Genomic DNA, 25947 nt, shown 5'->3' on the forward strand with positions numbered 1-25947 from the left:
AGATGAGATTTCCCTTAGCGCAAGCTAGTAAGATCCCTGAAAGATGATCAGGTAGATAGGTTCGGGGTGGAAGCGTGGCGACACGTGGAGCTGACGAATACTAATCGATCGAGGACTTATCCTAATCGAAAAGCGGAAGCGGCCGATTAGACTCGGCAGGCATTAGACGGACCGCCGAAGTGACGTTCTTTGTCACACAGGCGTGACGGCTTATGACCGAGAGTCTGGCCGCTGGAGCTGGACAAAACGAAAAGCAGAAGCGCCTAACCGCGTGGAAGCTAAATAAACAATGGCACGGTGTTGCCGGTTACTTATACAACATATTATCCAGTTTTGAAAGAACAACTCTTTCAATTTTATACAGTCTGGTGGCGATAGCGAAGAGGCCACACCCGTTCCCATCCCGAACACGGAAGTTAAGCTCTTCAGCGCCGATGGTAGTTGGGGGTTTCCCCCTGTGAGAGTAGGACGCTGCCAGGCAACTGATAAAGAACAGCGGAGGCTGTTCTTTTTTGTGTTAAAGGAGATAAGTAAGTGTATATCTGGAATCTAAAAGGTCTTGTCCAAGCTTTAATAGATGTCCACTCATTCCGTCCTTAAAAAAATCCGCTCTGTCTCAAAAGAACAGGCGGATTTATGAAATAGATTCGTTTACAGAAATCAATGGTTTATCCAATTAAGATTTTTTCCTCTGCGTATCCGATTTTCGATTTTTTATTTGAGTGAATGGCGAGCGCAAAAGCCATGGTGAGAGGTCCGAGTCTTCCGATGAACATCATGACGGTGATTAAAATACGTCCCATAGGGCTCAACTCTCCAGTAAACCCAGCGCTTAATCCCACGGTACCAAAGGCAGAGACTGTTTCAAATAATATTTGTGACATCTCCGCTCCTTTTTCCGTTATCGTAAGTAAAAAGAAGATAACAAAAATAAAAATTAATCCTGAGATGGCAATCGATAAGGCTTTATATACTAGGGATTTTGGGATTTTTCGTTCAAAAACATTAATCTCTTCTCTATTAGTAAGCACCGACCAAAGAGTAAAGATCAATAAAGCAAAAGTCGTCACTTTAATCCCGCCGGCCGTAGAACCTGAACCAGCCCCTATAAACATTAATCCGATCATATAAACTTGAGAACTTAATGATAGCTGACTTATATCTATTGTGTTAAATCCTGCCGTCCGGGGAACAACACCTTGGAAAAAAGCAGCCCACCATTTATCTGCCATATCTAAACTTCCTAATGTTGCAGGATTATTAAACTCTAAGGAAAAAATGACAAGAGTACTTATTACATTAATCAGCAACGTAAAAACGACTGTTATTTTAGTGTGAAGGGAAAACTTTTTAAACTTCTTTTTTTCTAGAACATCTGCAATGACAAAAAAACCAATTCCACCTAAAATAAACAACAGAGTAATGACAATGTTTACTGTCGGATCGCCTACCCACTTGCTCAAATTGTCCGGTTCTAAGCCAAATCCTGCATTGTTAAAAGCGGAGATCGAGTGGAATATTCCATAGTAAACGGCTTTTCCCCAACTCATTTCTTGTGACCATCGTATAGCTAAAACAATGGCTCCAACAGCTTCAATGGTTAACGTAATAATAATAATGCGTCGAACTAATTTAATGACTCCTGCGATTGCAAAAGAGTTTAAAGATGCTTGAAGCAGTACCCTTTGCTTCATGCCTATTTTTTTTCCTAAAATAATAAAGATAAGTACCCCACAGGTAAGAAACCCCCAGCCGCCAAGCTGAATGAGAATAAGTAAAACAATTTGGCCAAACAAAGTAAAGGTGGTTCCAGTATCGACAACAGCTAATCCTGTGACACAAACAGCAGAAGTAGCTTCAAAAAGTGCGTCAATGAAGCTGAGGTGATGTCTGTCACGAGTAGCGAATGGCAACATAAGCAAACAAGTTCCGATAAAGATCAACCCTAAGAAACCAAGGAAAAGAATATGGGCTGGCTGCAGATTAATCCTTTTATTTTTGCTAAATGTGTTAAAGAGGAACATATGCATCACCTTTCAAAAGCTTCATTTTTTATCGATAAGGTAAGTCTGTTGCAAAGTATGATTGAATGTAGCTATTAAATTTACTTAGATAATATACTCCTGAAAAAACTGTTTGTAAATAAATAAAAAACGATCGTTTTCGACTTATACTGAATTTTGTGAGTTCTACTAATACATAAAAGTCTTTTTCAGTTATAGTTTAAAGGCGTTCAAGGGTTTGATAACTAAGGGGCTTTAAGTACTTAATTAAAAGAAGAGGTGAGGAAAATTTCAATTTTTCGTTTCATTCGAAAAATCTATCAGTTTTTTGTAGATATACCTATTAAAGAAGGGACGGTTTTGAACGATCGCTATGAGGTGTTAAGTGTTATAGGAACTGGAAGCTACGGCATTGTATATCTCTGTAAAGATGTAAAAACAAAAGAGAATAGGGTGGTCAAACAACTTCGGCCAAGTAAGCGGCGTAATAAAAAAGAAGTGGAACTGTTTGAAAATGAAACCTCTGTTTTGCGTAAGCTGAATCACAAAAATATGCCAGTATTATATGAAGCTTTTTCAAATAACGGATATTTTTTTTATGCAATGAGTTTTATTGAAGGGGACAACCTAGAAGACGAACTTTTTTTAAGTAAGAAAAATTTTAACGAGAAAGAGTCGCTCTTAATTCTTGCTCACTTGCTCGAATTAGTAGATTATCTTCACAAAAAAGGCATTTACCATCAAGATTTGCGTACGCCAAACATTTTACTAAAAAACAAGAGGCTTTTTTTGATCGATTTTGGTTTGTCCAAGCAAAGAGTTTCGGTTGATCAATTTCACTCTTCACATAACAAACAAGAGGATATCCTAGAGATGAAACAACAGGACTACTATGATTTAGGGGAATTGCTTTTATATTTACTTTATACAACATACTCTTCCAAAAATAAAAAAGCTCTTCCATGGACAGAAGAACTCTCTTTAGAAAAGGAAACTGTTCATTTGCTGAAAAAGTTATTAAAAATACACGGGCCTTATACAGATACTAGTGAAATTTCAACAGATCTTCACGCTGCCCTTAAAGCGCAAGAAAAAGTAAATTAACCGTATAGAGCAAGATTAGCTGCTGCTTCGGCCTCTCCGTTTGTAGCGGGCGCTTCCACTCATGGGAGATGATTTATACCGTCGACTGCTGCTACTGCTGCCACGGCGATAATGACCCTGTCTTCGCTCACTGCTTCCTCGGGAAAGATCCTTGAGTTTGTTCAATATTTTTTTTAACATAGTTTACCTCTTTTCATCTTTTTTTAAAAAGCTTGTTGTTTGTTTAGTCTAACATAGATAAAGGACAACACTTAATAATTAGACTGAGCCTGGTTAAGTTTATCCCACTGGATTTGAAGCTGTTAACAACATTACTGAATTCAAGTGTAAGGGGTTCCGGGACTGATAAATTACTGAAAGGGCTGTTCCGAAAGTCGCTGCTTAATAGACTTTTGGAACAGCCCTTTCTTAAATAAACAAAGTGAAGCGGTGCTGTAATATGTGCGCCGGTTATTGGCGTTTGTATATGAGTTTGATGATTTTCTGCACGCCCAAGTTTTATTTATGAGCGGGACAGCCGGAATATGCAAGTTGCTCAATAATAAAATAAAAGTTACGAAAAGTGGGTTTTTGAGACAACACCTTTTCTTTACAACATATCATTAAGTTCCATATCTGTATAAATGGCGATTAAAACGACTGCCGGTTCATCTCCGATATTTTTTACAAAGTGTGGGACACTCGCATTCCAGCTAAACGAATCTCCCTCGTCTAAAATAAAGGACTCCTCCCCTTGTTCAGCAAGAATTTTTCCCCTTAATACAATATGACACTCTTCTCCGAGATGAGTATGCGGTTCATCTCCTGTCGAGGCTCCAGGAGGAATTTCAACATGCTGCAACGTGAGCCCGCCTTTTGACGTTAAATGCTCGACTTTAATATTTTCTTTCTTGTGGGTCGTATATTGGCGTTCGTGTTTTCTGACTACGCGCATACGTTGATCTTTTTCTAAAAGAAGGTAGGGCAAGGGTATATCGAGAAAATTAGCGACTGTTTGCAATGTGTTAATAGATGGCGACGTATTGTTATTTTCCATATTGCTAATAAAACCTTTTGAGAGCCCCGTCCCCTCACTCATCTGGGCAATTGTGATTTTTTTTCTATTTCTTATAGTTCGAATGGTAGAACCAATGTCCATATTATTTCACCTCTGATGTTTTCCAATAAGAAACTTATTTACATATTACCAAAAAACCTGTTGACAATCTATAAAGATCTTTGTTATTTTATAAACAACAAATATTCATATCAGGAAACAATAAATGTTTTATATATAAGTTTTTCCAAATGATCCTAAGATTAAAATAATTGGAATGTTTAATGAAAGAATGATTGAAAAATGAAGGAGGAAAAGTTCACATGATGCCGTCTTTTTTTATCGCTCACGGAGCGCCGCTTTTAGCGATTGAGGATAATGAGTACACACAGTTTTTAAGTAATTTAGGAAAGGAATTGCCGCGTCCGAAAGCAGTTGTGTTATTTTCAGCTCACTGGGAGTCAGCCGTGCAAAAGGTCAGTGACGTAAATGACTATAAAACGATCTATGACTTTGGCGGTTTTCCAGAAGCTTTGTACCGTATTCAATACCCGGCTAAAGGGGATAAGCAGGTCGCGAAGGAGATTGAACAATTATTTGCTAAACATAGTGTACCTTATGAAGTGGAGACAAGCCGTGGGTTAGATCATGGTGCATGGGTTGTTCTTAGACTACTTTATCCAGAGGCGGATATTCCTGTCATTTCCATGTCTGTTAATCCCCATCTTACACCGGAGGAGCAGTACAAAATCGGAAAATCTTTATCAGAACTAAGAGAAAAAGATATTTTAATTATTGGCAGTGGGGGAACGGTGCATAATCTGGGAGCTGTAAAGATGGTTGCAGATAATGTGCAAGTCGACGATTGGGCACTTGATTTTGATGAGTGGCTGGCAAGACATTTGAAAGATTGGGATCTGGAATCTCTTTTCAAATACAATTCTTTAGCTCCGACAGCGAGACTTGCAGTGCCTTCGTATGGAAATGAGCACTTCGTTCCGATTTTCTACGCGATGGGGGCAGCCGATGATCAACAAAGAGCCACATTATTACATCGCAGCTATCGATATGGAAACTTAAGTCACAGTGTATGGCAGTTTGGTTAATCGATAACAATTATTTGGAGGCAGGAAAAAAATGATAACAAAATATGAGTGGAGTGCGTTAATTTTACGTGTCGTGTTAGGAGTTACTTTCTTTGTTCATGGGCTGGCAAAATTCCAAGGGGGTATTGAAAATACCGTTGGATGGTTTGGAAGCATTGGTCTGCCAGGGTTTCTAGCTTACGGTGTAGCTTTGTTAGAAGCAGCTGGCGGAATTGCCTTAGTAGTTGGTTTCGGTACTAGAATCGTGTCAGCTCTTTTCGCCTTGTTAATGATTGGGGCCATTTTAAAAGTAAAATTAGCTGCTGGTTTCTTAGGTAATGGACAAGTGGCTGGTTATGAATTAGATCTAGCATTCTTAGCAATGGCACTATCTATCGCCATAACGGGAAGTAAGCTGTATGCGCTCGATCAAATGATTTTCAAAGGACAAGAGCATAACTCTAAATCAGCTTAAATAATTGAGAAATTCTCTGACATGAAATATTATACAAGGACACAGATAAAGGAATTGCTAGTGCAATTCCTTTATCTATGTCCAGAATCATCTGGATGAAATGAGTAACTCTAATAGATTGTTTAACCATACTAATCAAAAAGGGGATGAAAACATGGCGCAAACTAAACTTAAATCCAAAGAACTTTCTATTTTAGAAGATAAAATTCAATTAATTAAAACAGGTGAAGGCGCCATTTATTTAGTTGGACCGATACGCCTTCCAGTGAATCTATATGGAGAAACTGTTGTATTCCAATGGTATTGCTGGCTTCACCTTGATGAAGTAACAGAAGACTATGAACGGATTATTGACAATTTATCTTCATTGAACTTAGCTGAATTTCAACAATCAAGCGTTTTAGTTTACGGGGATTTCCAAGAAGAAGAAGAGGCAATGATTAGAATGCATTCGATCTGTCATACGGGTGATATATTTGGCAGTAAGCGATGTGATTGTGGTTATCAACTAAAACAGTCCATGAAAATGATTGCCGAACATGGGACAGGGGCTTTATTTTATTTAGCCGACCATGAAGGCAGAGGGATTGGCTTATTCAGTAAGGCGATGGCTTATGTTCTTCAAGAAAATGGGTATGACACAGTAGAGGCAAATGAAGGCCTTGGTTTTGTTGATGACTCCCGAAATTACAGTGAGGCTATTGAGGTGTTGAAAGCATTACGTTCTAAACCGGTAACGCTTATAACGAATAATCCTAAAAAGCTAGAAGCATTAAAAAACGCTGGCTTGTACGTATCTGGCAGAGCGCCTTTATGGGGCGATGTTTCTGAATTTAATGAGAACTATTTAAAAACGAAAATAAAGCGTTCTGGTCATTTAGAAAGTGAAGGGACTTGGCCAAATGACGAATCATGAATTTTATATAGGTATTTAAAGAAAGGATATATTTTTTCAGCCGCCAAGGTAACGTAAACAGTCATCATAAAAACGATAAACCCTTTTCTTGAAAGCTTAATGAGATAAATACATTTAACCTAAAACTGACATCTTTTTTAAAGATTAATTTTTAGGTTTTTTGTTTTATAAAAAATTCTCGCTATGTCTATCGAAAAATCAAATAATAGTTATTACATAATAAAAACAGCAGGCACGGAAATATGTGGTATCTTTAAAACGAATTAATCCTGGAGATGAAGGAATGGTGAAAAGAATGAAAATGAAACGTGTGTTGCTTATTGCTTTGATGGCTATTATGCTGCTTCCAACTGTTAGTTTTGCCGCTTCTAATAAAAAAGAAGTTCGCACTGCTTTTGATGGCAATATCACTAACAACTCTCTTGCTGTCAGCCCTGATGAACAATTGGCGATCGTGTCCGATAGCCGTGAGTCTTCGATCCGTATTTACGACCTGGATAAGGACAAGTTGAAGAAGGTGATCGATGGTTTTGTCACACCGAGGAACATTTTGTTTGTTGACGGCGGTTCAACATTTGTCGTTTCGGACAGTACACTCGGTACGCTTCGTTTTTACAGAACGAAAAACTTTGCACTGAAAGATGAAGTCGCGGTTGGCCCGGGTGCATTCGGAACTGCTGTCAGTCCGGATGGAAAGACACTGTATGTGAACAATCAAGCACACAGTTCTGTCACAGTCGTGGATCTTGAAAAACGACAACCGACAGCTGTTATCACCGGTTTCGCCCAACCAAGACAAGGCATTAAAGTTTCACCGGATGGAAAATCTATCTTCGTCACAAACTTTCAAGGAGATAAAATATCCGTCATCGATGCAGCCACAAACAAAATCATTCGTGAAATAACAGGCTTCTCAATGATCCGTGGAATTTCGATCTCCACTGACGGAGGCACACTGTATGCCGCAAACAGCGGTCGCAACAGTATTTCTGCGGTTAATACGGTAGACGGCAGCATAAAAAATGAAATTCAAGTGGGACGCGAGCCGTACGGTGCTTCTCTTTCGCCCGATGGCGAACTGCTTTTTGCCAGCAACAAAGCAGATAATACAATCAACGTGATCAATGTTGCTGATCAACGTATAGTAAAAACAATGGACGGTTTCAACGAACCACGGCAAGCTATTGTCTTTAGTAAAGACGGGGAACGGTCATATGTATTGAACCGGGACCTATCCATCGCGCGTGTTGATGTAGAGACTCTCTCCATTACAGATACCATTCAGGAAGAGTCAAAAAGATACAAACTTAATATGTTGAAATCGGACAAATTTGGTAAGTATTTAACAGATCAAGAAGGAATGACACTTTATTATTTTACGAAAGACGAGCCTGACGTCAGTAATTGCAAAGGGCAATGTCTTGAAAATTGGCCGCCATTTTATGCGGAAAACATCGTCGCTCCTAAAGGATTCGACAAAAAAGAGTTTAAAACAATTGTAAGAGATGACGGTCAAAAGCAAACAACGTATAAAGGGCACCCTCTTTATTATTTTGTAAAAGATAAGCAGGTCGGGGATGTAAATGGACAAGGTGTTAATGATGTCTGGTTCATATTGGGCAAAAAGGCTTTTGAGAAATAATAAAGACTTGTTATAAAAAAGAAAAAGAGCTCATTTCAATAAACAACAAAAAGCCTGTACACCAAATAAGTGGAAACAGGCTTTTTGATTTGTTTCTATCTGCGTAAATTAAGCTGCCATCTTGCGGCACTCTTCAGCACAACGGAAGCATGACTCAGCACACTTCTGGCAATGATCATGGTCATGCTTTTTGCATTCATTTCCACACGCCTCACAAATATCGGCACATAATTGGCAAATTTGTTTGGCAAACGGGCTGTTTGTTTGCATAGACTTTGCTGCAAATGCGCAAATATCAGCACATTCTCTGTCTAGACGAATACAATCCGCCATCATCTTTATATCTGTTTCTTTCAAACAGGCATCATAACACGTGTTACAAGCTTCCATGCACTCTAGGCAAGCTTTGATACAATCTTCGTATATTGAATTCATAAAAACCCTCCCAAAAATATTTTTTAGCCATTTTAAGTTTACCCGGCTCATTCATTCCTTAACGTGTTTTAAAAAAATCCTTAAAATCTGCACAAAAATAAGAAGGTAGAAAATGTTCTTCGTGAAGTGTTCACGTAAGCTAGATTGCCCACATGCCGAGTATACGAAAAGCGTATGAACTGTGGTGTTGAACTCGAAGAAGGTAATGGATTCAGACCCCACGGCTTTAGCCGTGCGAAGTATCAAAATAATCAAGTATATATTTCATACATTCGATCGTGTCATTGATCCGTTGTTTCTTAGAATCACAGTAACGTCTGTTTAAACCTTTTCGAATACTTATTGCTTCTTTAATAATGTTATGCCACCTTGCTGGCAGATGATTTAGTGAATATTCACCCGCATCGACTTTTGAAGTGATTTCATGTTCTCTGAGCGTATACAATTGGCGCAACATCCCAGTAATAGACCATTGTATTTCCCAATCTACCATTTTGTTTGGTAATAGAAGTGCCATTCTTTTGAATTTCACATTTCTGTTCAATCGATTTAACCAATAAGTGTTCATATTGTCTATAACGTAGTCAACCAGAATACTATCATCAACATCAAAATGGAATGCAGTTATTTTCGGTCCAATGATGTTAATTCCCTTGTTTTTCAGAATCCACCAAGTAATCGGATTAGTAACATGATCCCCCCATTCCAACTTGCCGGCATCGAAGTATAAACGTTTTTTTGTTTCAGTTTGCTTTTTACCCATGTCTTCCTGCAAAAGGTAACATCCGTCCATTCCTGCCTTTTTATACTTACGTGCTATTTTTTGATGAATTTTGGATAAAATTCTCATCTCTGCTTCTGTCAAATGACGTTTTATAATGGCAACGAAATCAATATCGCTAAAGTCATGAATATAAGCATTAAGTGCAATTGAACCGTGCAAATAAAAACCTTCAAGAGTATTGGGTATCCGCTCATGAAACAGGGAAATATATTCACGGAGGATGCTTTGAACTGGCATTGGAATTCTTGAATCCATAAAGTTCTCCCTCCTGTTATTTTTGCTAGCATTAAACCTTAACGAATAATATGCGATAAGTCACTAATTTTTAACTTGAAAGGTCAATCTGGTGCATTTCTTATTTTTTGACTGAGGATTTTAACTAGCACAGTTAGTTCCAGCAGAAAATAAAATATGTTGACTGATGTATTAGTATAAACTAATATGATTGTAATGAATATAAATTAGTAAAGACTAATATTTCAGGAGGAGTCGATATGAGTTGTAATTATGAGGTGAAAACTAAATTTCTTCGTGGGTTTGCTGATAAAACACGGCTTCAAATATTGGATTGTATTAAAGAAGAAGAGAAAGCCGTATCTCAAATTGTCAAAGAGATAAACGGAAACCAGTCCAATATTTCTCAGCATTTATCTTGTTTAAAGGGTTGTGGAATCATCACCGGCCGTCAGGAGGGAAGAAATGTTTATTACAGTATCCGAAATGAAGAAACGAGGCAGCTGCTTGCCATGTTTGACATTGTGTTAAATCAAGTTGAGCAGGATGTAGCTTGCTGTGAAATAAATAAGCGGCTTCTGCCAGGCGAGAAGGTAAAGGAAAATGTCTGATACATCAAAAAAAGAACCTTGTTGTAATACTAAACCTCAGTCAAAAACAGATGAGTCCCTTTCCGTACAAAGCAAGCCCATTAAACTAGTACCAATTGATACATTAAAAAAACAGCCAGCGGGCTCTTGCTGTGCGAGCAGTTCTTGTTCGGAAACTCAAGTTCCTTCAGCAACTCATAATGCAGAGAATGGAGCAAAAGGTTCTTGTTGTGCAAGTGATACGCCATGTACAGCGACTAAAACAGCTCAACAGCACCAAGGAGAAAATGAAGAAGCTATCAGCTTGCATGAATACCGGATACAAGGGATGGACTGTCCGGCTTGCGCACTTACTATTGAAAAAAGTCTCGTTAAGATGTCCGGTGTGAAAACGATTCAAGTGAACTATAGTACGGCCAAAATGCAAGTGGCGGCTGGCGGAGATATCTCACCTGCTCTTATCAAGAAGCAAGTTGAAAAGCTGGGGTTTAAAGCTGAATCACTGGATCATAACGAAAAAAGTCAAACATTTATAATCGACGGAATGGACTGTGGAGCCTGTGCCGTTACTCTTGAAAAACATATGAAAAACGTACCTACTGTTGAGGAAGTCAGGGTGAATTTTTCGACAGGAAAAATGCATATTACGCACGACTTGGGTGTCGAGGCTATTACAAAAGAAGTGTCAAATGCTGGATTTGAAGCAGCGCTGTCTACCGGCAGAAAGAATGAAGTTTCTGTCAGTAAAAAAGGAGCTTCTACGACGACCGTTTCCGGTATCTTGTTAGCCCTTGGATTTTTTGGATCTTTTAACGGAGTATCGCCAGCGCTCATTACTGTGTTGTATGCGGCATCGATTCTCGTTGGCGGGTACAAGCCGGCGAGAAGTGCTTACTACGCAGTCAAAAGCGGTTCGCTGGATATGAACGTTTTAATGATGGCGGCGGCCATTGGTGCTGCCTTGATTGGCGAATGGTTTGAAGGGGCTACCGTTGTTTGGCTGTTTGCTTTAGGTGCTGCTCTGCAAAACAAATCCATTGAACGAACGAGAGAATCAATTCGCGGGTTAATGAATTTAGCTCCACAGGAAGCATGGGTTAAAGCAGGTCAAAATCTGTCCCGTAAACCAGTGGAAGCGATTCAAATCGGTGACACCATCGTGATTAAGCCGGGGGAGAAAATTCCGTTGGATGGAGAAATCACTGCCGGCTCTTCCACAGTGAACCAGGCACCGATAACGGGAGAATCACTTCCAGTGGATAAGCAAATAAAAGATATTGTTTATGCCGGTACTGTTAATGAAAATGGATCGTTAGAAGTCAAAGTCACGAAGCTTGTTAAAGATACGGCGATTGCACGAATTATCCACCTCGTAGAAGAAGCGCAGGAACAAAAAGCGCCGACGGAGGCATTTATCGATCGTTTCGCCAAAATCTATACACCGATTGTTTTTGTACTGGCGATCTTTGTGATGGTTATGCCTCCTTTACTAGGTTGGGGGCCATGGAGTGAGTGGTTATACAAGGGGCTCGAACTTTTAGTCGTTGCTTGTCCTTGTGCGCTTGTTATCTCAACGCCAGTTGCCATTGTGTCAGCGATAGGAAATGCGGCAAAGAATGGGATATTAATTAAAGGCGGCACGTTTTTAGAAACGGCGGGTGCAATAAACGTCATTGCGTTTGATAAGACAGGGACGCTGACAGAAGGGAAACCGAAAGTCTCCGGTCTATACACGGTAAATGGAACAGAAGCGGAACTTCTTGCCGTTGCCCGCACGATTGAAGAACATTCTCAGCATCCTATCGCTTCAGCCATTGTGACGTCCGCTTCGGAGCGTGGAATTTCTGCTTTAGGAGGAGAAGATTTCACAGCCATTGCAGGAAAAGGAGCGAAAGCAACTATTGATGGAAGCGACCATTTTGCCGGGAATCCGAAACTGTTTCAAGAGCTGAATGTCTCATTAGGGGAAATGGAGAGCCGTATTCAATCGTTACAAGAGGAAGGAAATACATTAGTCATTGTGGGAACACGTTCAACCATCTTTGGGATCATTGCAGTGTCTGATACGATTCGAACAGCGACGGCAAAGGCACTGAAAGATATGAAAAGCGTTGGTGTCGAGCAAATTGTGATGCTCACCGGTGACAATGCAGGAACCGCAAAGAAAATCAGTGATGAAGCAGGTGTGGATCGGTTTTTTGCTGAATTGATGCCGGAAGATAAAGTTCAAGCTGTTAAGCAGCTTCAGAATGAAGGGAAGATCGTGGCAATGGTGGGAGACGGCATCAATGATGCCCCAGCATTAGCGACAGCTGATTTAGGAATTGCGATGGGTGGAGCGGGAACGGATACAGCGATGGAAACAGCGGACATTGTGCTGATGGCTGATAATCTGGAAAAGCTTCCGCATACTGTTAAGTTGAGCCGGAAAGCTTTGAGTGTTATTAAACAAAATATATGGTTTTCTTTACTGACAAAGCTCGCAGCGCTTATCTTAATTTTTACCGGCGATCTTACGTTATGGCTGGCTGTACTGAGTGACACGGGAGCGGCATTATTAGTTATCTTAAATAGTATGAGACTGCTTCGATTAAAAAGTTAAGGCTGTTTTCGTAAGCTTTGTTGCTGTTAGAAAAGGGGTGGTTGATTTCCGCTCCGGGATGCTCGCTTTCCGCGGGGCGGGCGATGAGCCTCCTCGTCGCTTTGCTCCTGCGGGGTCTCACCTGTCCCGCTAACCCCGCAGGAGTCTCGCACCTTCCGCTCCAATCAACCCTTTTGCTACACTTTTTGTCATAAGAATATATTACAAAAACAACAATCTTTTAGAAAATAGCCAAAATTAAAGAGCTGTTTCAAACGCTTTCATCAGGCGGAAGGGGAGATCAGGATGAATGAGTCTACATATCATACGGTTGTGATTGGAGCCGGACAAGCCGGTTTAGCGATGGGATATTATTTAAAACAGCTTAAACAGCCTTTTCTACTCTTAGATAGATGGCAGGAAATTGGGGAAGAGTGGAAAAGGCGATATGCATCACTTATGTTATTTACGCCAAGATTATACAGCTCTTTACCCGGTTTGGCATTGCCGGATGATCCACAAGGACTTCCTACAAAAGATGAAATAGCGAATTATCTAAAGAGATATGCGGAAAATTTTCAGTTGCCTATTCAGTTGCAAACAGGTGTGACACGTGTTCATAAGAAAAACAACGATTTTTACGTTGAAACGAATCGGGGAGAATTCAAAGCAGCGAACGTGGTGATTGCCACAGGTCCTTTTCAGAAGCCGCGAATCCCTGACTTTGCGAAGAATTTATCGCCGAATATTGTTCAACTCCATTCTTCTCAATATAAAAGGCCGACTGATCTTCAAATAGGAAATGTGTTGGTCGTTGGGGGTGGAAATAGTGGTGCGCAAATAGCAGTGGAACTTTCGAAAGAGAGGCAGACCTATTTATCCGTCAGTCAAAAGATGAAGTTTCTGCCACTAAAAATAGGAAAAAAGAGCGTTTTTTGGTGGTTAGATAAGGTGGGTATATTGAAAGCTTCCCATAATTCTTGGATTGGTCGAAAAGTACAGGCAATTGGAGACACTATTTTCGGTTCTGAATTAAAAGAAGCAATTGGAAACGGGCGTATAACTCTTAAGGAACGAACTGTTCATAGCAATGAAACAGTCCTCCAATTCAAAGATAAGTCTATACTTGAAGCACAAAATATTATTTGGGCCACCGGTTTTATATCGGATTATAGCTGGCTTGATATTGAAGGTGTGCTTAATGATATAGGAAAGCCTATTCATAATAGAGGGAAGACAAGTGTGCCTGGACTTTACTTTTTAGGCTTACCTTGGCAGCATCGCCGTGGTTCCGCGCTCCTTCAGGGAGTCGGAGATGACGCTCAGTATGTAATGCAACACATCCAAACAAGAAACTAAAACACAAAAAGACAACTTGAGGTGCTTTATGAAAAACAACAAAAAGATCGTTATTTCTACTTTGGTTCTTTTCGCGGCCATCATTGGTTTGGTTTTATTCTTAAACCGTGAAAAAGAAGTGACTGTTTCAGAGACTAGTGTGAAAAAGCATCCGCCTATTGAAAATCAACCCACTATAGGGGAAACAGATGCAACTGTCTCCATTGTAGAATTTGGGGATTATAAATGCCCTTCTTGTAAGGCGTGGGGAGAAACAATTTATCCAAAACTAGTAGAAGAATATATTAATACAGGTAAAGCAAAATTTTCTTATATCAACGTCTTGTTCCATGGAAAAGAATCAACACTTGCTGCATTGGCTTCTGAATCTGTATATAAACAAGACCCTGAAGCATTCTGGGCCTTCCATAAAGCTGTGTTCGCTGCCCAGCCTGCGTCTCAAAACCATGATGATCAATGGGTAACGACTGAAAAGCTAGTAGAAATTGCGAAAGCTCATGCGCCTAATATTGACTTAAAACAGTTGGAAGAAGATATTAATACACAAGGAACGATCGAAGAGGTAAATAAAGACGATCAATTAGTGAAAGATTTTAATGTTCCATTCACACCGACTATTATTATTAATGGTTCCATGTTGGAAGATCCATTTGATTACGAGAAAATCGTTTCATTAATAGAAAAAGAGCTAGAAGGTAAAGAATAATGGAGTCTAAAAGAACAATCATCAGACTGCAAGATTATTCTTTGTATCTTGCATGGATTATTTCTGTTATAGCTACGCTGGGAAGTCTATATTTTAGTGAAATTAAAGAGTTTATTCCATGTGAACTATGCTGGTTCCAGAGAATATTTATGTATCCACTAGCGATCATTCTTGGCATAGCCGCTTTTTACAACGAAACAAACTTGAAGAAATATGTGCTGCCAATATCTTTGATTGGTGGTGCGATTTCTTTTTATCATTATTTAGTACAAAAAGTACCGGGTTTTGCCGATGTAAAGCCGTGTGTACAAGGTGTTCCTTGTAACATGCAATATATCAATTGGTTTGGTTTTGTAACGATCCCTTTTCTAGCCTTAACAGCTTTTACATTGATTAGTGTGTTAATGATTATTTTGCTTATAAACAATAAAAAAACAGTTAATAGACTTTTGTAATTAAGAGCAGCAGCTTAGCGGCTGCTCTTTTGTGTGCTTTTTTATTTCGTTGTTAAATAAATGCAACATCTGTTACGGAATAATAAAGTTATTTGAAAAATAATAAAGTCGTTTATTCGATAAGGTAGGTATAAACTTCAATACCTGCATGTGGGTGCGGCTTATCACCTATGCCTCTTTTAGAGTCATGCTTGTAATGATCGAGGAATACAAACGGGCCTAAGGATCGACGTTTAATTTGAGGCAGTGCTCTGATAAGCGTCATATCTCCATCATCAATTACTTTTTCGCCTTTAATGATACTTTCAACAGTTCGATGCAAAGTTAATACCTCCATTTTTACGGCTTATATCTTTGCGAATTTTCTCCGTTTACTATCATTTCGCCGTCAATGTTAAACTTCGCAACTTCGCCGCCTTCCAATGCATAATTCGTAACATTGTCGCCGTAAGTAACAATGTCACCATGAATGGTCAAGCTTTCAACTTTGCCACCTGTTTTAATACTTATTGCATTTGCTGCAAGCTCCGTTATTACGCCTTTAACTAATGAATTACCTACAGATCCATATGTTGTTACATTTTCTTCAACAGTCATATTTCCAATGGGTTTGCTGACTTGTATGCCTATTGAGCCGTCACCATGGGTTGTAATGGATTTAAACTTAATATTTTCAACCGTACCGTCATATTGGTTAAAACCCCTAGCACCTAACCCATATGTAGTAATATCTTGTGCCATGAAATCTTTTACTGTGCCAAAGTTCACAAATCCTATACCGCTTGGGCCATAAGATACGATTTGATCATTGCTAACCCATTTTTCAACTTTGCCCCACGTATCCAGAACCATGTCATTCACACCGTAAGTCACAAGTTCGCCATGATGTTCAACTGTTTTTGCCTCAACACCATAAACAATGAAAACAGCAGCGGTAATGATATCGGCTGTTCCATAGGGTAACATACCATTCGAATACACAGCTCCTGTGGTTAGTGTTTCCAAATTAACTTTGCCACCTTCATCGCCAAAACCACAAACAAAAATGCCTGAGCCAATAACCGGAGCATTTTTAAAGCCGATGCTGATATTTGTTAATTTACAATCAATCCTGCTGCTTTCGTCAGAATTAAAATTATATACAGTCAGTGCCCCTTGGTAGACATTCACGCCATACTTTTGTGGCTGCTCGCTGTAATGTCTTGAATCGCAAGAATTGATGTGTATATTATTCGCATTAAGGTTGATCTTGTCTGTTCCTTGCCTAGAAATAATTGAAACCTGCCCTGTAATATTCAAATTTTCAAGGACAATATTCCCCATATCTGGAATGCCGTAAACCGTATATATTGCTCGGTTCGTTTGCTTTGTCATAACTGTTAGGTTTGAGATGGTATTGTCGCGAGTCACACCAAAACCATCGCTATTGTTAAAGCTCACCATACATGAATCGCTACTTTTTCCTGTTAATTTGTAGCCTTCAGGTAAAGTAATGGAATGAGGGGACAGTATTGATGTTTCTATCTCCAAAACTTGTGGTATATTTTCCGAAATGGCTTGTATCAATTCTAAAAGTGTAGTTACTTTTGTTATTTTCATTTTAGAATTCTCCCTTTAATTTATCTTCAAGATCATTTTCTTCGGTTACAATCCCGCCGTCATTTACTTAAGCCATATATTTGCGGATATAAATAAAAACTATTCCCATCCTTTGTCTAATAACTCCGCATAAGTCACTCTGAAGTTATCTATCGTAAAGTTTTTAGTGCACCACTCCAGGCAATAACTTGGTCAAGCATAGCATTTACATTTTTAGGGTGGTATTCAGCTGGTTTGAAAACACTTCCGTTTTCAAAATCTGTAAATAATGACAATGTTGGATGTACACGAACATCCGCTACTAGTAATTCTCCTAAAATTCCGCGTAAATGTTCAGCTGCACGAGCACCGCCAGTTGAACCATAGCTTACAATACCAGCAGCTTTATTATTCCATTCGTCACGAGCTGAATCTAATGCATTTTTTAATGCACCTGTGATGCTATGATTATATTCTGCCACAATAAACACAAACCCATCTAAATTAGTAAGCTTTTCTGACCAAGCTTTTAACCCTGGTTCTTCACCAGAAGTTGTAAACACAAATGGCAAGTTGAACTCCGCAATATCTACAATTTCATATTCGGCGTCTCCTCGTTTATCCGCAATATCTTTTACCCATTCTCCAACTTGAGGGCTCACTCGACCTTGACGTGTACTACCTAAAATAATTCCTATTTTTAGTTTTTCATTTGTCATTGGTTCTTCCTCCTTAGTAGATGTTTAGAAAAAATCTCCAAAAACCCCATTCTATCCACCACCATTTTTTTCTTTATTAGAATGAACGAACCAATGAAACACTATACAAAAAAGTTCCTTGAATTCAGTTATTGTACATGGGAACGGCGATAAAGAAAGGGAAGTGTACTTTAATACCCGTTGCTCCATTTGGTTAAAAAGGTATCTAGATGAGCGAGATGATGAGGATTCCTGTTTGTTTATTACGGCAAGAAGGGCAAAAAGGCGTGTCTTTTTGTTATCGGGCCATTTAATGGAACTACGCCTTTAAAGGAATTTGGATTTAATGTTAAAGTATAAGACAGATCGGAAGGCTGTTGCTTAAACTAATAGGAGTCTAAGTGAGGAAATCATTGGAGTTTATTACAGTTTTTATACGTCTTATTGGTAATATAGTAGGTAAAGTGAATACTCTATACAAACCTAGTTAACACAATTCAGCTAAAAGAACTAAAAGAGTATTGAGACATTAAAATGTACCCTATGGAGTAGACACTTTAAGAGGCTGTCCTATAGGGTACATTTTATTTTCCGATGCTTCTTTTTTTAAACTAATTTTTTGCTGCACATAACATCTTTTCTATTAAATCAACATACCAGCAATCGCAGCACTTAACAGATTAGCCAAGGTTGCAGCTATAATCGCTCGTAATCCCAGCTCGGCAATATCGTGTCTTCTTGACGGCGCCATTTCTCCTAATCCGCCGATTAACATTGCAATTGCTGCAAGGTTTGCAAATCCACAAAGTGCAAAACTAATCATTGCTACACTTTTAGGTGATAGGTTAGCTATTTCAGGGGCAAATGAAGTATAGGCAACAAATTCGTTCAGTACAAACTTCTGTCCAATAAAAGAGGCTGCCTTTAATGCTTCATCCCACGGAATTCCAATGAGGAAGGCAAGTGGAAAGAATAGATAGCCTAATATCTGTTCCAGCGTTAAAGATTCATATCCAAAGATTCCGCCAATTGCTCCAATAATCGTATTAATTAAAAAGATAAGGGAGATAAAAGCAAGTAACAATGCGCCTACACTTACCGCTATTTTTAATCCGTCCATAGCCCCGCGGGATGCCGCGTCGATGACATTTCTTGATTCCTCGTCTTTGACCATTTGAACACGTTCGTCCGTATTTAGTTGTTCTGTTTGGGGAACGATTATTTTTGCAAATAACAATCCCGCCGGAGCGCCCATAAAAGCTGCAGCTAACAAATAATCTAGCGGAACACCCAGCATAGCATATCCGCCTAAAACAGCCCCTGACACGCAGGCCATTCCCCCTACCATGACGGCAAATAATTCTGATTTGGTCATTTTCTCAATATAAGGTTTGACTACCAATGGAGCTTCAGTTGGACCAAGAAAAATATTTGCAGCAGCTGACATAGATTCAGGCTCACTTGTCTTAAGGGCTTTTGCCAAAAGTCCACCGATGATCTTAGTTGCAAACTGCATAACCCCAAGATAATAAAGAACAGATATTAATGAGGCAAAGAAAATGATAATAGGTAGCACTTGTAATGCAAAGGTAAAACCTGCGTTTTCTGTGTTCAGAACTCCTCCAAACAAGAACTGAATTCCAGCATTGGATGAGTCAATCACTTTTTGAACAATCCCTGAAAGGAATTGCAAAATCTTTCTTCCGAATTCCCATTTCAACACAATAAAAGCAAAAATGAGTTGGATGGCTAAAGCGCCAATAACGGTTCTTGGATTGATGGATTTACGTGCTGTCGATAATGCTAATGCAATTGCTAAAATGCCGATTATTCCTATGATGCCCCAGATGTATTGCATAGTTCCTCTCCCGTCATGGTAAATAAAATAAATAGAAATAATATTTTAATAGCCAGTTTATTGTATTGAACGCAATACATCGAAAAGCATCGCTTTAAAAGCATCACGGTCAATCGCTTCACAAACACGAACATTTTTTGTACGTTCAAGACGGTTATTGATATCCACAAGACTGTACCCTCTTGTTAGTTCGCCAACTAATTCAATATCTACATGATAAAGATTAGATTTGGTCATTATTTCTTCATTTGCTGCAACTGCAGCTAAAAGTGTATCTGGATGTGTAGTACCATTTAATTGGTGTACATTTTTATTAAACTTCATAACAACCCTATTGACATCAGTGAAAAACTTTGACCCTTTTGTTGTTAATGCCGCAATGTCTTTGTGGTCATTGTCATCCATAATTGAATATTTTGTACACATTTCCCAACCAACCATTGTGATTGGAATACCTGAATGAAGTACAATTTTTGCAGCTTCAGGATCAACCCAGAAATTATATTCCGCACTTGGGGTAATATTTCCTAAGGCATTATTCGTTCCGCCCATAATATAGAGATGAGGGATTTTGGGAACGATTGTTGGATCTTTTTTAATTGCCATTGCAATATTCGTTAACGGTGCAATCGCTAATAAATGAATATCTCCCGGGTATTTATGAACTGTTTCTATAAGGAAATCAACTGCATGCCCGTCAGTAGGACGCTGGACCGATTTTTCAAAAAACGAATCGCCCATTCCATCTTTTCCGTGAACATCTTCTACTGTTCGATGCTGCTTTTCGCCCAGCCCCATTAACGGACGCTCACAACCCTTATATACCGGTACTTGTCCACTTTTACCAGCCACTTGAATAGTGTACAGTGCATTTTCTACCTGCTGATCAAATTGAACATTACCACCAGTTATCATAATTCCTTCAACCTGAAAATAGTGAAGAGCTGTTAATATGGCAATCGTATCATCGCCGGCTGTATCGGTATCAATAATAGCCCGTTTTTTCCCTATCATTGAGAATTCTCCTCGGTTACTTGCTTAGCTAATTCCGTCATGTAATCGAAGAAAGCATCGCGATTCACGTCATAAACTACATTCACCGGTCGGCCATCAGGCGTTTCAACTGTACGTCCTTGACTTGGTCCATCTGTGATAACAACGCTATTAACCGTTTGTACCTTAACAAGATCACTCTTGCCAACAAATGCAGTCGTTAACACGTCCCATAAATAGTAGGTAGAATTTGTTGAAAAATGAACAAGGGGTGGCACCATAGCATAACATTGGCCGAGGAAATCAACCCCAATATATTTACGCTCTTTTGCCCAGCGTTCACGCACATCCAAGGTTAAAGGTACTTGATTTGTGCTTTCAAGCGCGACTAAATCAATTTCTATGTTAGTTTCCCATACTCGAGCAGCGGCTTCCGGATCCCAAAACACATTCCATTCGGCCGTTCCATCATGTTCAGGTTCGTGAACATTTCCAGCCTCTCGAAAAGTGCCGCCCATCCAAACGAGTCTTTCGATTTTCTCTTCAATATCTGGAGCTGCATCCAATGCACGAGCAAGGTCAGTAAGAGGTCCTGTGAATAATAAAGTTGTTTTTTCGGTGGTATTTCGAATAGCATCTATCATATGAAGATGTGCCGGATTTTCTGCTACTGGTGTGATAATTTTTCCATATTCGTTTAAAATTGGTAGTGCATCTACATAAAAAGCGTGCATTCGCCAATCTTTTGGAAAAGGGTTTTTTCCGCGTGAATTTGACTCAGCTACGTCGAGGCCGCCGTTTCCAAAGCGGTCGATAATTTTTCGGCTTGCAAATACCGCTGGCTCTAAATAACAATCAGCCGGAATAACCGATACACCTGTCAATTCGACATTATCCATTTTAAGTAATAAAAATAATGAAATAAGATCATCGACCCCGCCGTCATGATTAAAATAAATATGTTTTTTCGTCACTCCAAATTCGCATCCTTTTCATTAAAAATTGTTTATATGAATATTCGATTATAAAAGGGCTGGTTCACTGCCATGTTTTTGATTTAAAACTTTGTAAGGCAATCAATGATCTTGAAGTGTTCCCTTTCCAAAACAGTTTCCTAGTGTAGTCTCCCGATTCCATGGATAGATATTCGTATCCCCCCCATCTCTCCAAGGGTATTTAACAAGATCTAGGGTGTTCATATGAGTGCCAAAACTTCGCTTCCCTCTTACAGTTCGAGTGAAATGCAAAAAAACCCGGATATATACCTACCCAGGTTACGGATTTACATTTAGAAATAATGGAATGTATTTAATAGAAAATACGAGTTTCCAGTCATTCCTTCATGTAGTCCGGTAGTTTACGGTTACCAGGTAGAGACGCTTAAGCCATATTCCTAAGCATATACATTCAATAAGCTTCTATTTGGTTTTTTAGCTCTATATTAATAGCATGAAAGTCTTGAAATGGTCAACAGAAAATACGAAAGTCTTTATTTTTTGACAATTAAATGTTCGGATATTACTTGCAGATATTTTGAAGTTTTTGCACCAGAACCCTTAAATATAAAAGCTAGACAAGCACAATTAGTATTAAGACATAGAATTTCAGAGATGGTTTTAGAGTTATTAAATTAAAGGGCTCATTTCAGGAGTTAGAAGTGTGCTCTTTCTTTATGTATAGGGCCAGATTGTAGGGGAATGGATTTACTTAATCATATAATTTATCGTAAACTGAATTCACACAGCTATTTAAACGATTTATTATAAAACAAATATTTATATATACTTAAACATTAGGAGAAAAAACAATAAGGGGGAAACTAACATGACAAAGACAAATAAAATTAGAAATACAAAGGAGTTGGCATTAGAACAACGTGAAGAATTACTCAGAGCATTGAAAGCCCGTTTTGAGAAGAACATGCACCGCCATAAAGGTCTTGAATGGGCTAATGTCCAAGCAAAGCTGGATGCTAATACTGAAAAACTGTGGTCGCTCAATGAAATGGAAAGAACCGGCGGTGAACCGGATGTTGTTGGTCATGATAAAAAGAAGGATGAATACATTTTTTATGATTGTTCAGCGGAAAGTCCTAAAGGTCGCAGAAGTGTTTGTTACGACCGTGAAGGGCTGGAGTCAAGGAAAAAACATAAACCAGAAAATAGCGCTATTGATATGGCAACTGCCATGGGTATTGAACTTTTAACAGAAGAGCAATATCGAGCGTTGCAGAAACTTGAAAATTTTGATATGAAAACGTCGAGTTGGGTACAAACGCCCCCTGATATTAGAGAACTCGGCGGTGCCCTTTTTTGTGATTTTCGCTTCGGGCACGTCTTCGTGTACCACAATGGAGCAGAATCCTACTATGCTGCCAGGGGTTTCCGTGGCTCGTTAAGGGTCTAAATTTTGCACAGACAGCTGCATTTGAATTTGAGAACGAATCACCTAGGGAAAGGCTTTCATTTCATTCTTCAACTATCGGGCGCTGTTATGAAGTAACTAAAGCCTAATTTCTCACTTACAACACCGAGAAATTGGGCTTTTTACATGTGAATTTCCTTAACGTTGTAAATGCGGTTTCCTGATGCCATCCCATATGAATAGAGTTGTTTTTTTAAAACTGAATGTGCAAAATAACTCCTAAAGTGACAATTTAAGGCGTGGGAGAAGAGAAGCATATTTCAAGCTAACAATGTAAATAGTTTGATTCTCATTGTACATACTAAAGATGAGTTTTCAAATAAATGATTTGCTTATATAAGTATATTGTTATAAGTTAATTTATGAAATGGGAGGTGTGGATAAAAGTGAACGTAAAATCAACAGTAGAAATTGAAACGGCCGCAAACATCTTAAAGTTACTTGGAGATAAAACGCGATTAACGATGATGAAATTGCTGCAAGTGAATGAATGCTGTGTATGTGAATTTGTAGAAATCTTTAAGATCAGCCAGCCTGCCATCAGCCAGCATTTGCGTAAGCTGAGGGATGGGGGATTGGTGCAGGAAACACGTCGAGGACAGTGGATTCATTATTCCATCAATAAAGAAAGTGAGCATTATGATTTTGTTCAAAGCCTTCTCGATTACCTTCCAGGTCAAGAGAAATATTTAGAAGAGCTTGCAGCGCAAGGTTTGCGTATCATTTGTGATTAAATAGGCGGAGGTTTAGATTGTGACATCAATAATATTAGCATCATTGATTTTCTTAGTAACGCTCGTATTAGTTATTTGGCAGCCTAAAAATTTATCGATCGGCTGGTCTGCCTGCGGAGGAGCGGTACTCGCCTTGTTAGTCGGCGTTGTCGACTTTCAGGATGTGATCGATGTGACTCAAATTGTGTGGAATGCCACGTTAGCTTTTATCGCTATCATTATTATTTCATTGATTCTTGATGAAATTGGGTTCTTTGAGTGGGCGGCTTTACATATGGCTCGAGCCGCAAAAGGAAACGGCGTTCGCATGTTTGTGTATGTATCCATTCTGGGCGCGCTTGTAGCCGCCTTTTTTGCCAACGACGGGGCCGCCTTAATTTTAACACCGATTGTTCTGGCAATGGTTCGGGCATTGAAGTTTGATGAAGTGATGGTCTTTCCATTTATTATTGCCAGTGGATTTATTGCAGATACGACTTCATTGCCGTTAGTCGTCAGTAACTTAGTCAATATCGTATCAGCTGACTTTTTCGGCATTGGATTCGCTGAGTTTGCTGCAAGAATGATCGTGCCAAACTTTTTTTCTTTGGCAGCCAGTATTTTGGTTTTATATCTCTTTTTCCGTAAGAGCATTCCGAAAAATTATGATCTCGCACAACTAAAAAAGCCAGTCGAAGCCATTCGGGACGATAAAATGTTTCGGTTGTCCTGGGGTGTGCTAGGAATTCTGCTGATTGGGTATTTTGCTAGTGAATTTTTCGGTATTCCTGTCTCCGTTATCGCAAGTGTTGTGGCTCTTTTCTTCTTATTTATGGCAAGAAGAAGTCCGGCAGTCAACACTGTAACAGTGATCAAAGGGGCTCCTTGGGCCATTGTCTTTTTCTCCATTGGCATGTATGTCGTTGTTTACAGCTTAAGGAACGTGGGCTTAACGAATGTGTTAGCGGATCTTATCCAGTTGACAGCTGATCAAGGGTTATTTGCGGCTACCATTGGAATGGGATTCATTGCAGCTATTCTCTCATCAGTCATGAACAATATGCCAACCGTTATGATTGATGCGCTTGCTATTGCAGATACAAATACAAGTGGAGTCATTAGAGAAGCGCTTATTTATGCCAATGTCATTGGTTCTGATTTAGGTCCGAAAATCACACCGATTGGTTCTCTTGCCACCTTATTGTGGTTACATGTTTTATCCTTGAAAGGGGTTAAAATTTCATGGGGAACGTACTTTAAAACAGGGATTGTTTTAACTATTCCAACGTTGTTCTTTACATTAGTTGGATTGTATATATGGTTACTGATTATTCATTAATAACAACAAACTTACTTTTAAAAGGAGACGAACAACATGGCTAAAAAAACAATCTATTTCTTATGTACAGGGAATTCTTGCCGCAGCCAAATGGCGGAAGGATGGGCAAAAAAACATTTCGGTGATGAGTGGAATGTATATAGTGCAGGGATTGAAGCGCATGGGTTAAATCCGAATGCGGTGAAAGCGATGAAAGAAGCAGGCATTGATATTTCTAACCAAACGTCAGATATTATTGCCCCTGAGATTTTAAACAATGCCGACTTAGTCGTAACTTTATGCGGGGATGCAGCGGATAAGTGCCCGATAACACCGCCGCAAGTCAAACGTGAACATTGGGGATTTGACGACCCGGCGAAAGCAGAAGGAACAGAAGAAGAAAAATGGGCTTTTTTCCAGCGTGTACGTGATGAAATTGGAGAAAGAATGGAACGTTTCGCCAAAACAGGTGAATAATCTTTGAAAAGCACATAAGCCGAGAGTTTCATTTCCTCTCGGCTTTAAAATAAGTACATTCTTATAAGATTATGCGACATATGTAAATACTATATTGTGATTTGAACAATAGTCCACGGATTAAAAATTTAGAATCGATTTAGTCAGCCGGTCTTGGGCCAGCGTCGAGTCCAGAGGTTTCTACTGTCATGATCGGGCGAACGGTTATGTCTCCATTTACAAAAATTTGACAGGATAACCGCAAATGATCTTCAATTCCTTTTTCCGCAAAGGCTTTCTTTTTTTTATTGGTTACCTCAAAAAAATCGCCTGCCAAAACTTCTACTCTGCAGGTTGTGCATTTTGCCTTCCCTCCACAGCGATGGAGAATGTTTACACCGTTATCTTCTAGTGCTAATACTAACTTTTTCCCATTTTCTACTTCAAAAGTTCCTTGCCCAAATACAGTTACGTTAGGCATTTTATATCACCCTCTATAAAATG

General features: G+C 39.2%; 25 protein-coding genes, 2 rRNA genes, 1 pseudogene and 1 riboswitch. Of the genes and pseudogenes, 17 read left to right on the plus strand and 11 right to left on the minus strand.

All coding sequences use genetic code 11. The annotated features are described in order from the left end of the window. Together F9802_RS17545 and rrf are read left to right on the plus strand one after the other, a co-directional pair. Positions 1-124, plus strand: a 23S ribosomal RNA gene (locus tag F9802_RS17545); the annotation flags it as partial. A gap of 240 nt (positions 125-364) precedes the next feature. Continuing rightward, positions 365-480, plus strand: a 5S ribosomal RNA gene (rrf, locus tag F9802_RS17550). A gap of 188 nt (positions 481-668) precedes the next feature. Here rrf and F9802_RS17555 read toward each other — a convergent pair. Continuing rightward, a complete protein-coding gene (locus F9802_RS17555; protein WP_152154294.1) occupies positions 669-2024 on the minus strand; it encodes a TrkH family potassium uptake protein in 1356 nt (451 codons plus the stop codon). A gap of 339 nt (positions 2025-2363) precedes the next feature. Between F9802_RS17555 and F9802_RS17560 the strand changes: the two genes are divergently transcribed. Next, positions 2364-3107 carry a protein kinase domain-containing protein gene (locus tag F9802_RS17560; RefSeq protein ID WP_318636123.1) on the plus strand — a complete coding sequence of 248 codons (744 nt, stop codon included), beginning with the start codon at positions 2364-2366 and terminating at the stop codon, positions 3105-3107. Between the two features lie 589 nt (positions 3108-3696). Here the strand turns inward: F9802_RS17560 and F9802_RS17565 are convergent. Beyond that, positions 3697-4245 carry a helix-turn-helix domain-containing protein gene (locus tag F9802_RS17565; RefSeq protein WP_152154296.1) on the minus strand — a complete coding sequence of 183 codons (549 nt, stop codon included), beginning with the start codon at positions 4243-4245 and terminating at the stop codon, positions 3697-3699. Between the two features lie 221 nt (positions 4246-4466). On the opposite strand from F9802_RS17565, the gene F9802_RS17570 reads away from it, so the two are divergent. From F9802_RS17570 to F9802_RS17585, 4 genes are all read left to right on the plus strand, one after another. Next, on the plus strand, positions 4467-5249 hold the full coding sequence (locus F9802_RS17570; RefSeq protein ID WP_152154298.1) for a dioxygenase family protein: 783 nt from the start codon (positions 4467-4469) through the stop codon (positions 5247-5249). Between the two features lie 31 nt (positions 5250-5280). Then, complete coding sequence (locus F9802_RS17575; RefSeq protein ID WP_152154300.1) at positions 5281-5703, plus strand: DoxX family protein; 423 nt, start codon at positions 5281-5283, stop codon at positions 5701-5703. Positions 5704-5857: 154 nt separating this feature from the next. Beyond that, positions 5858-6619, plus strand: a complete 762-nt coding sequence (locus F9802_RS17580; protein ID WP_152154303.1) for a GTP cyclohydrolase II — start codon at positions 5858-5860, stop codon at positions 6617-6619. A gap of 283 nt (positions 6620-6902) precedes the next feature. Further along, on the plus strand, positions 6903-8261 hold the full coding sequence (locus F9802_RS17585; protein WP_152154305.1) for a beta-propeller fold lactonase family protein: 1359 nt from the start codon (positions 6903-6905) through the stop codon (positions 8259-8261). 108 nt (positions 8262-8369) lie between these two features. Here F9802_RS17585 and F9802_RS17590 read toward each other — a convergent pair whose 3' ends face one another. Then, positions 8370-8696 (minus strand): four-helix bundle copper-binding protein, encoded by a 327-nt coding sequence (locus tag F9802_RS17590; protein WP_152154307.1) that lies wholly within the window; start codon positions 8694-8696, stop codon positions 8370-8372. A gap of 226 nt (positions 8697-8922) precedes the next feature. Then, positions 8923-9735, minus strand: coding sequence for an aminoglycoside adenylyltransferase domain-containing protein (locus F9802_RS17595; protein ID WP_152154309.1), 813 nt, complete (start codon positions 9733-9735; stop codon positions 8923-8925). Between the two features lie 239 nt (positions 9736-9974). On the opposite strand from F9802_RS17595, the gene F9802_RS17600 reads away from it, so the two are divergent. The 5 genes from F9802_RS17600 to F9802_RS17620 all read left to right on the plus strand — a co-directional run bounded on the left by F9802_RS17600 (position 9975) and on the right by F9802_RS17620 (position 15405). Further along, positions 9975-10325 carry an ArsR/SmtB family transcription factor gene (locus tag F9802_RS17600; protein WP_152154311.1) on the plus strand — a complete coding sequence of 117 codons (351 nt, stop codon included), beginning with the start codon at positions 9975-9977 and terminating at the stop codon, positions 10323-10325. Then, positions 10318-12906 (plus strand): heavy metal translocating P-type ATPase, encoded by a 2589-nt coding sequence (locus F9802_RS17605; protein WP_152154313.1) that lies wholly within the window; start codon positions 10318-10320, stop codon positions 12904-12906. Before F9802_RS17600 ends, F9802_RS17605 begins: the two co-directional genes overlap by 8 nt. Positions 12907-13191: 285 nt before the next feature. Continuing rightward, on the plus strand, positions 13192-14244 hold the full coding sequence (locus tag F9802_RS17610) for a flavin-containing monooxygenase (protein ID WP_152154315.1): 1053 nt from the start codon (positions 13192-13194) through the stop codon (positions 14242-14244). A 28-nt stretch (positions 14245-14272) separates the two neighbouring features. Beyond that, positions 14273-14950 carry a DsbA family protein gene (locus tag F9802_RS17615; protein WP_152154317.1) on the plus strand — a complete coding sequence of 226 codons (678 nt, stop codon included), beginning with the start codon at positions 14273-14275 and terminating at the stop codon, positions 14948-14950. Continuing rightward, the gene (locus F9802_RS17620) at positions 14950-15405 is read left to right on the plus strand and encodes a disulfide oxidoreductase (RefSeq protein ID WP_152154319.1); all 456 of its coding nucleotides are present in this window, start codon (positions 14950-14952) and stop codon (positions 15403-15405) included. Before F9802_RS17615 ends, F9802_RS17620 begins: the two co-directional genes overlap by 1 nt. Positions 15406-15517: 112 nt before the next feature. Here the strand turns inward: F9802_RS17620 and F9802_RS17625 are convergent, their stop codons facing one another. The 3 genes from F9802_RS17625 to F9802_RS17635 form a co-directional block, all read right to left on the minus strand. Then, entirely contained in the window at positions 15518-15727 is a 210-nt protein-coding gene (locus F9802_RS17625; RefSeq protein ID WP_191992034.1) for a pirin family protein, read from the minus strand. Positions 15728-15744: 17 nt separating this feature from the next. Beyond that, entirely contained in the window at positions 15745-17004 is a 1260-nt protein-coding gene (locus F9802_RS17630) for a hypothetical protein (protein WP_152154323.1), read from the minus strand. Positions 17005-17153: 149 nt separating this feature from the next. Further along, positions 17154-17702: an NADPH-dependent FMN reductase gene (locus F9802_RS17635; RefSeq protein ID WP_152154325.1), complete on the minus strand. Its 549-nt coding sequence runs from the start codon at positions 17700-17702 to the stop codon at positions 17154-17156. 121 nt (positions 17703-17823) lie between these two features. Between F9802_RS17635 and F9802_RS20165 the strand changes: the two are divergent. Beyond that, a pseudogene (locus tag F9802_RS20165) lies at positions 17824-17973 on the plus strand (integrase); the annotation flags it as partial. Positions 17974-18324: 351 nt separating this feature from the next. Here the strand turns inward: F9802_RS20165 and F9802_RS17645 are convergent. From F9802_RS17645 to F9802_RS17655, 3 genes are read right to left on the minus strand one after another with little or no spacing between them, the layout of a single operon-like run. After that, positions 18325-19539, minus strand: a complete 1215-nt coding sequence (locus F9802_RS17645; RefSeq protein WP_152154327.1) for a NupC/NupG family nucleoside CNT transporter — start codon at positions 19537-19539, stop codon at positions 18325-18327. Between the two features lie 57 nt (positions 19540-19596). Continuing rightward, positions 19597-20553: a nucleoside hydrolase gene (locus tag F9802_RS17650; protein WP_152154329.1), complete on the minus strand. Its 957-nt coding sequence runs from the start codon at positions 20551-20553 to the stop codon at positions 19597-19599. Next, positions 20550-21506 carry a nucleoside hydrolase gene (locus F9802_RS17655; protein WP_152154331.1) on the minus strand — a complete coding sequence of 319 codons (957 nt, stop codon included), beginning with the start codon at positions 21504-21506 and terminating at the stop codon, positions 20550-20552. Before F9802_RS17655 ends, F9802_RS17650 begins: the two co-directional genes overlap by 4 nt. 351 nt (positions 21507-21857) lie before the next feature. Next, a riboswitch (purine riboswitch) is annotated at positions 21858-21959 on the minus strand. 397 nt (positions 21960-22356) lie between these two features. On the opposite strand from F9802_RS17655, the gene F9802_RS17660 reads away from it, so the two are divergent. From F9802_RS17660 to arsC, 4 genes are all read left to right on the plus strand, one after another. Next, positions 22357-22938, plus strand: a complete 582-nt coding sequence (locus F9802_RS17660) for a DUF4256 domain-containing protein (RefSeq protein ID WP_152154333.1) — start codon at positions 22357-22359, stop codon at positions 22936-22938. 380 nt (positions 22939-23318) lie between these two features. Then, the gene (locus tag F9802_RS17665) at positions 23319-23690 is read left to right on the plus strand and encodes an ArsR/SmtB family transcription factor (RefSeq protein ID WP_191992035.1); all 372 of its coding nucleotides are present in this window, start codon (positions 23319-23321) and stop codon (positions 23688-23690) included. Positions 23691-23709: 19 nt separating this feature from the next. Further along, positions 23710-25008: an arsenic transporter gene (locus tag F9802_RS17670; RefSeq protein WP_152154335.1), complete on the plus strand. Its 1299-nt coding sequence runs from the start codon at positions 23710-23712 to the stop codon at positions 25006-25008. Between the two features lie 36 nt (positions 25009-25044). Then, on the plus strand, positions 25045-25464 hold the full coding sequence (gene arsC / locus F9802_RS17675) for an arsenate reductase (thioredoxin) (RefSeq protein ID WP_152154337.1): 420 nt from the start codon (positions 25045-25047) through the stop codon (positions 25462-25464). Positions 25465-25603: 139 nt separating this feature from the next. On the opposite strand, the gene F9802_RS17680 is transcribed toward arsC, so the two are convergent. Further along, on the minus strand, positions 25604-25924 hold the full coding sequence (locus tag F9802_RS17680) for a 2Fe-2S iron-sulfur cluster-binding protein (protein WP_152154340.1): 321 nt from the start codon (positions 25922-25924) through the stop codon (positions 25604-25606). Positions 25925-25947: the final 23 nt, after the last annotated feature.

Source organism: Bacillus aerolatus (assembly GCF_009183655.1).
Taxonomy (GTDB): domain Bacteria; phylum Bacillota; class Bacilli; order Bacillales; family Domibacillaceae; genus Pseudobacillus; species Pseudobacillus aerolatus.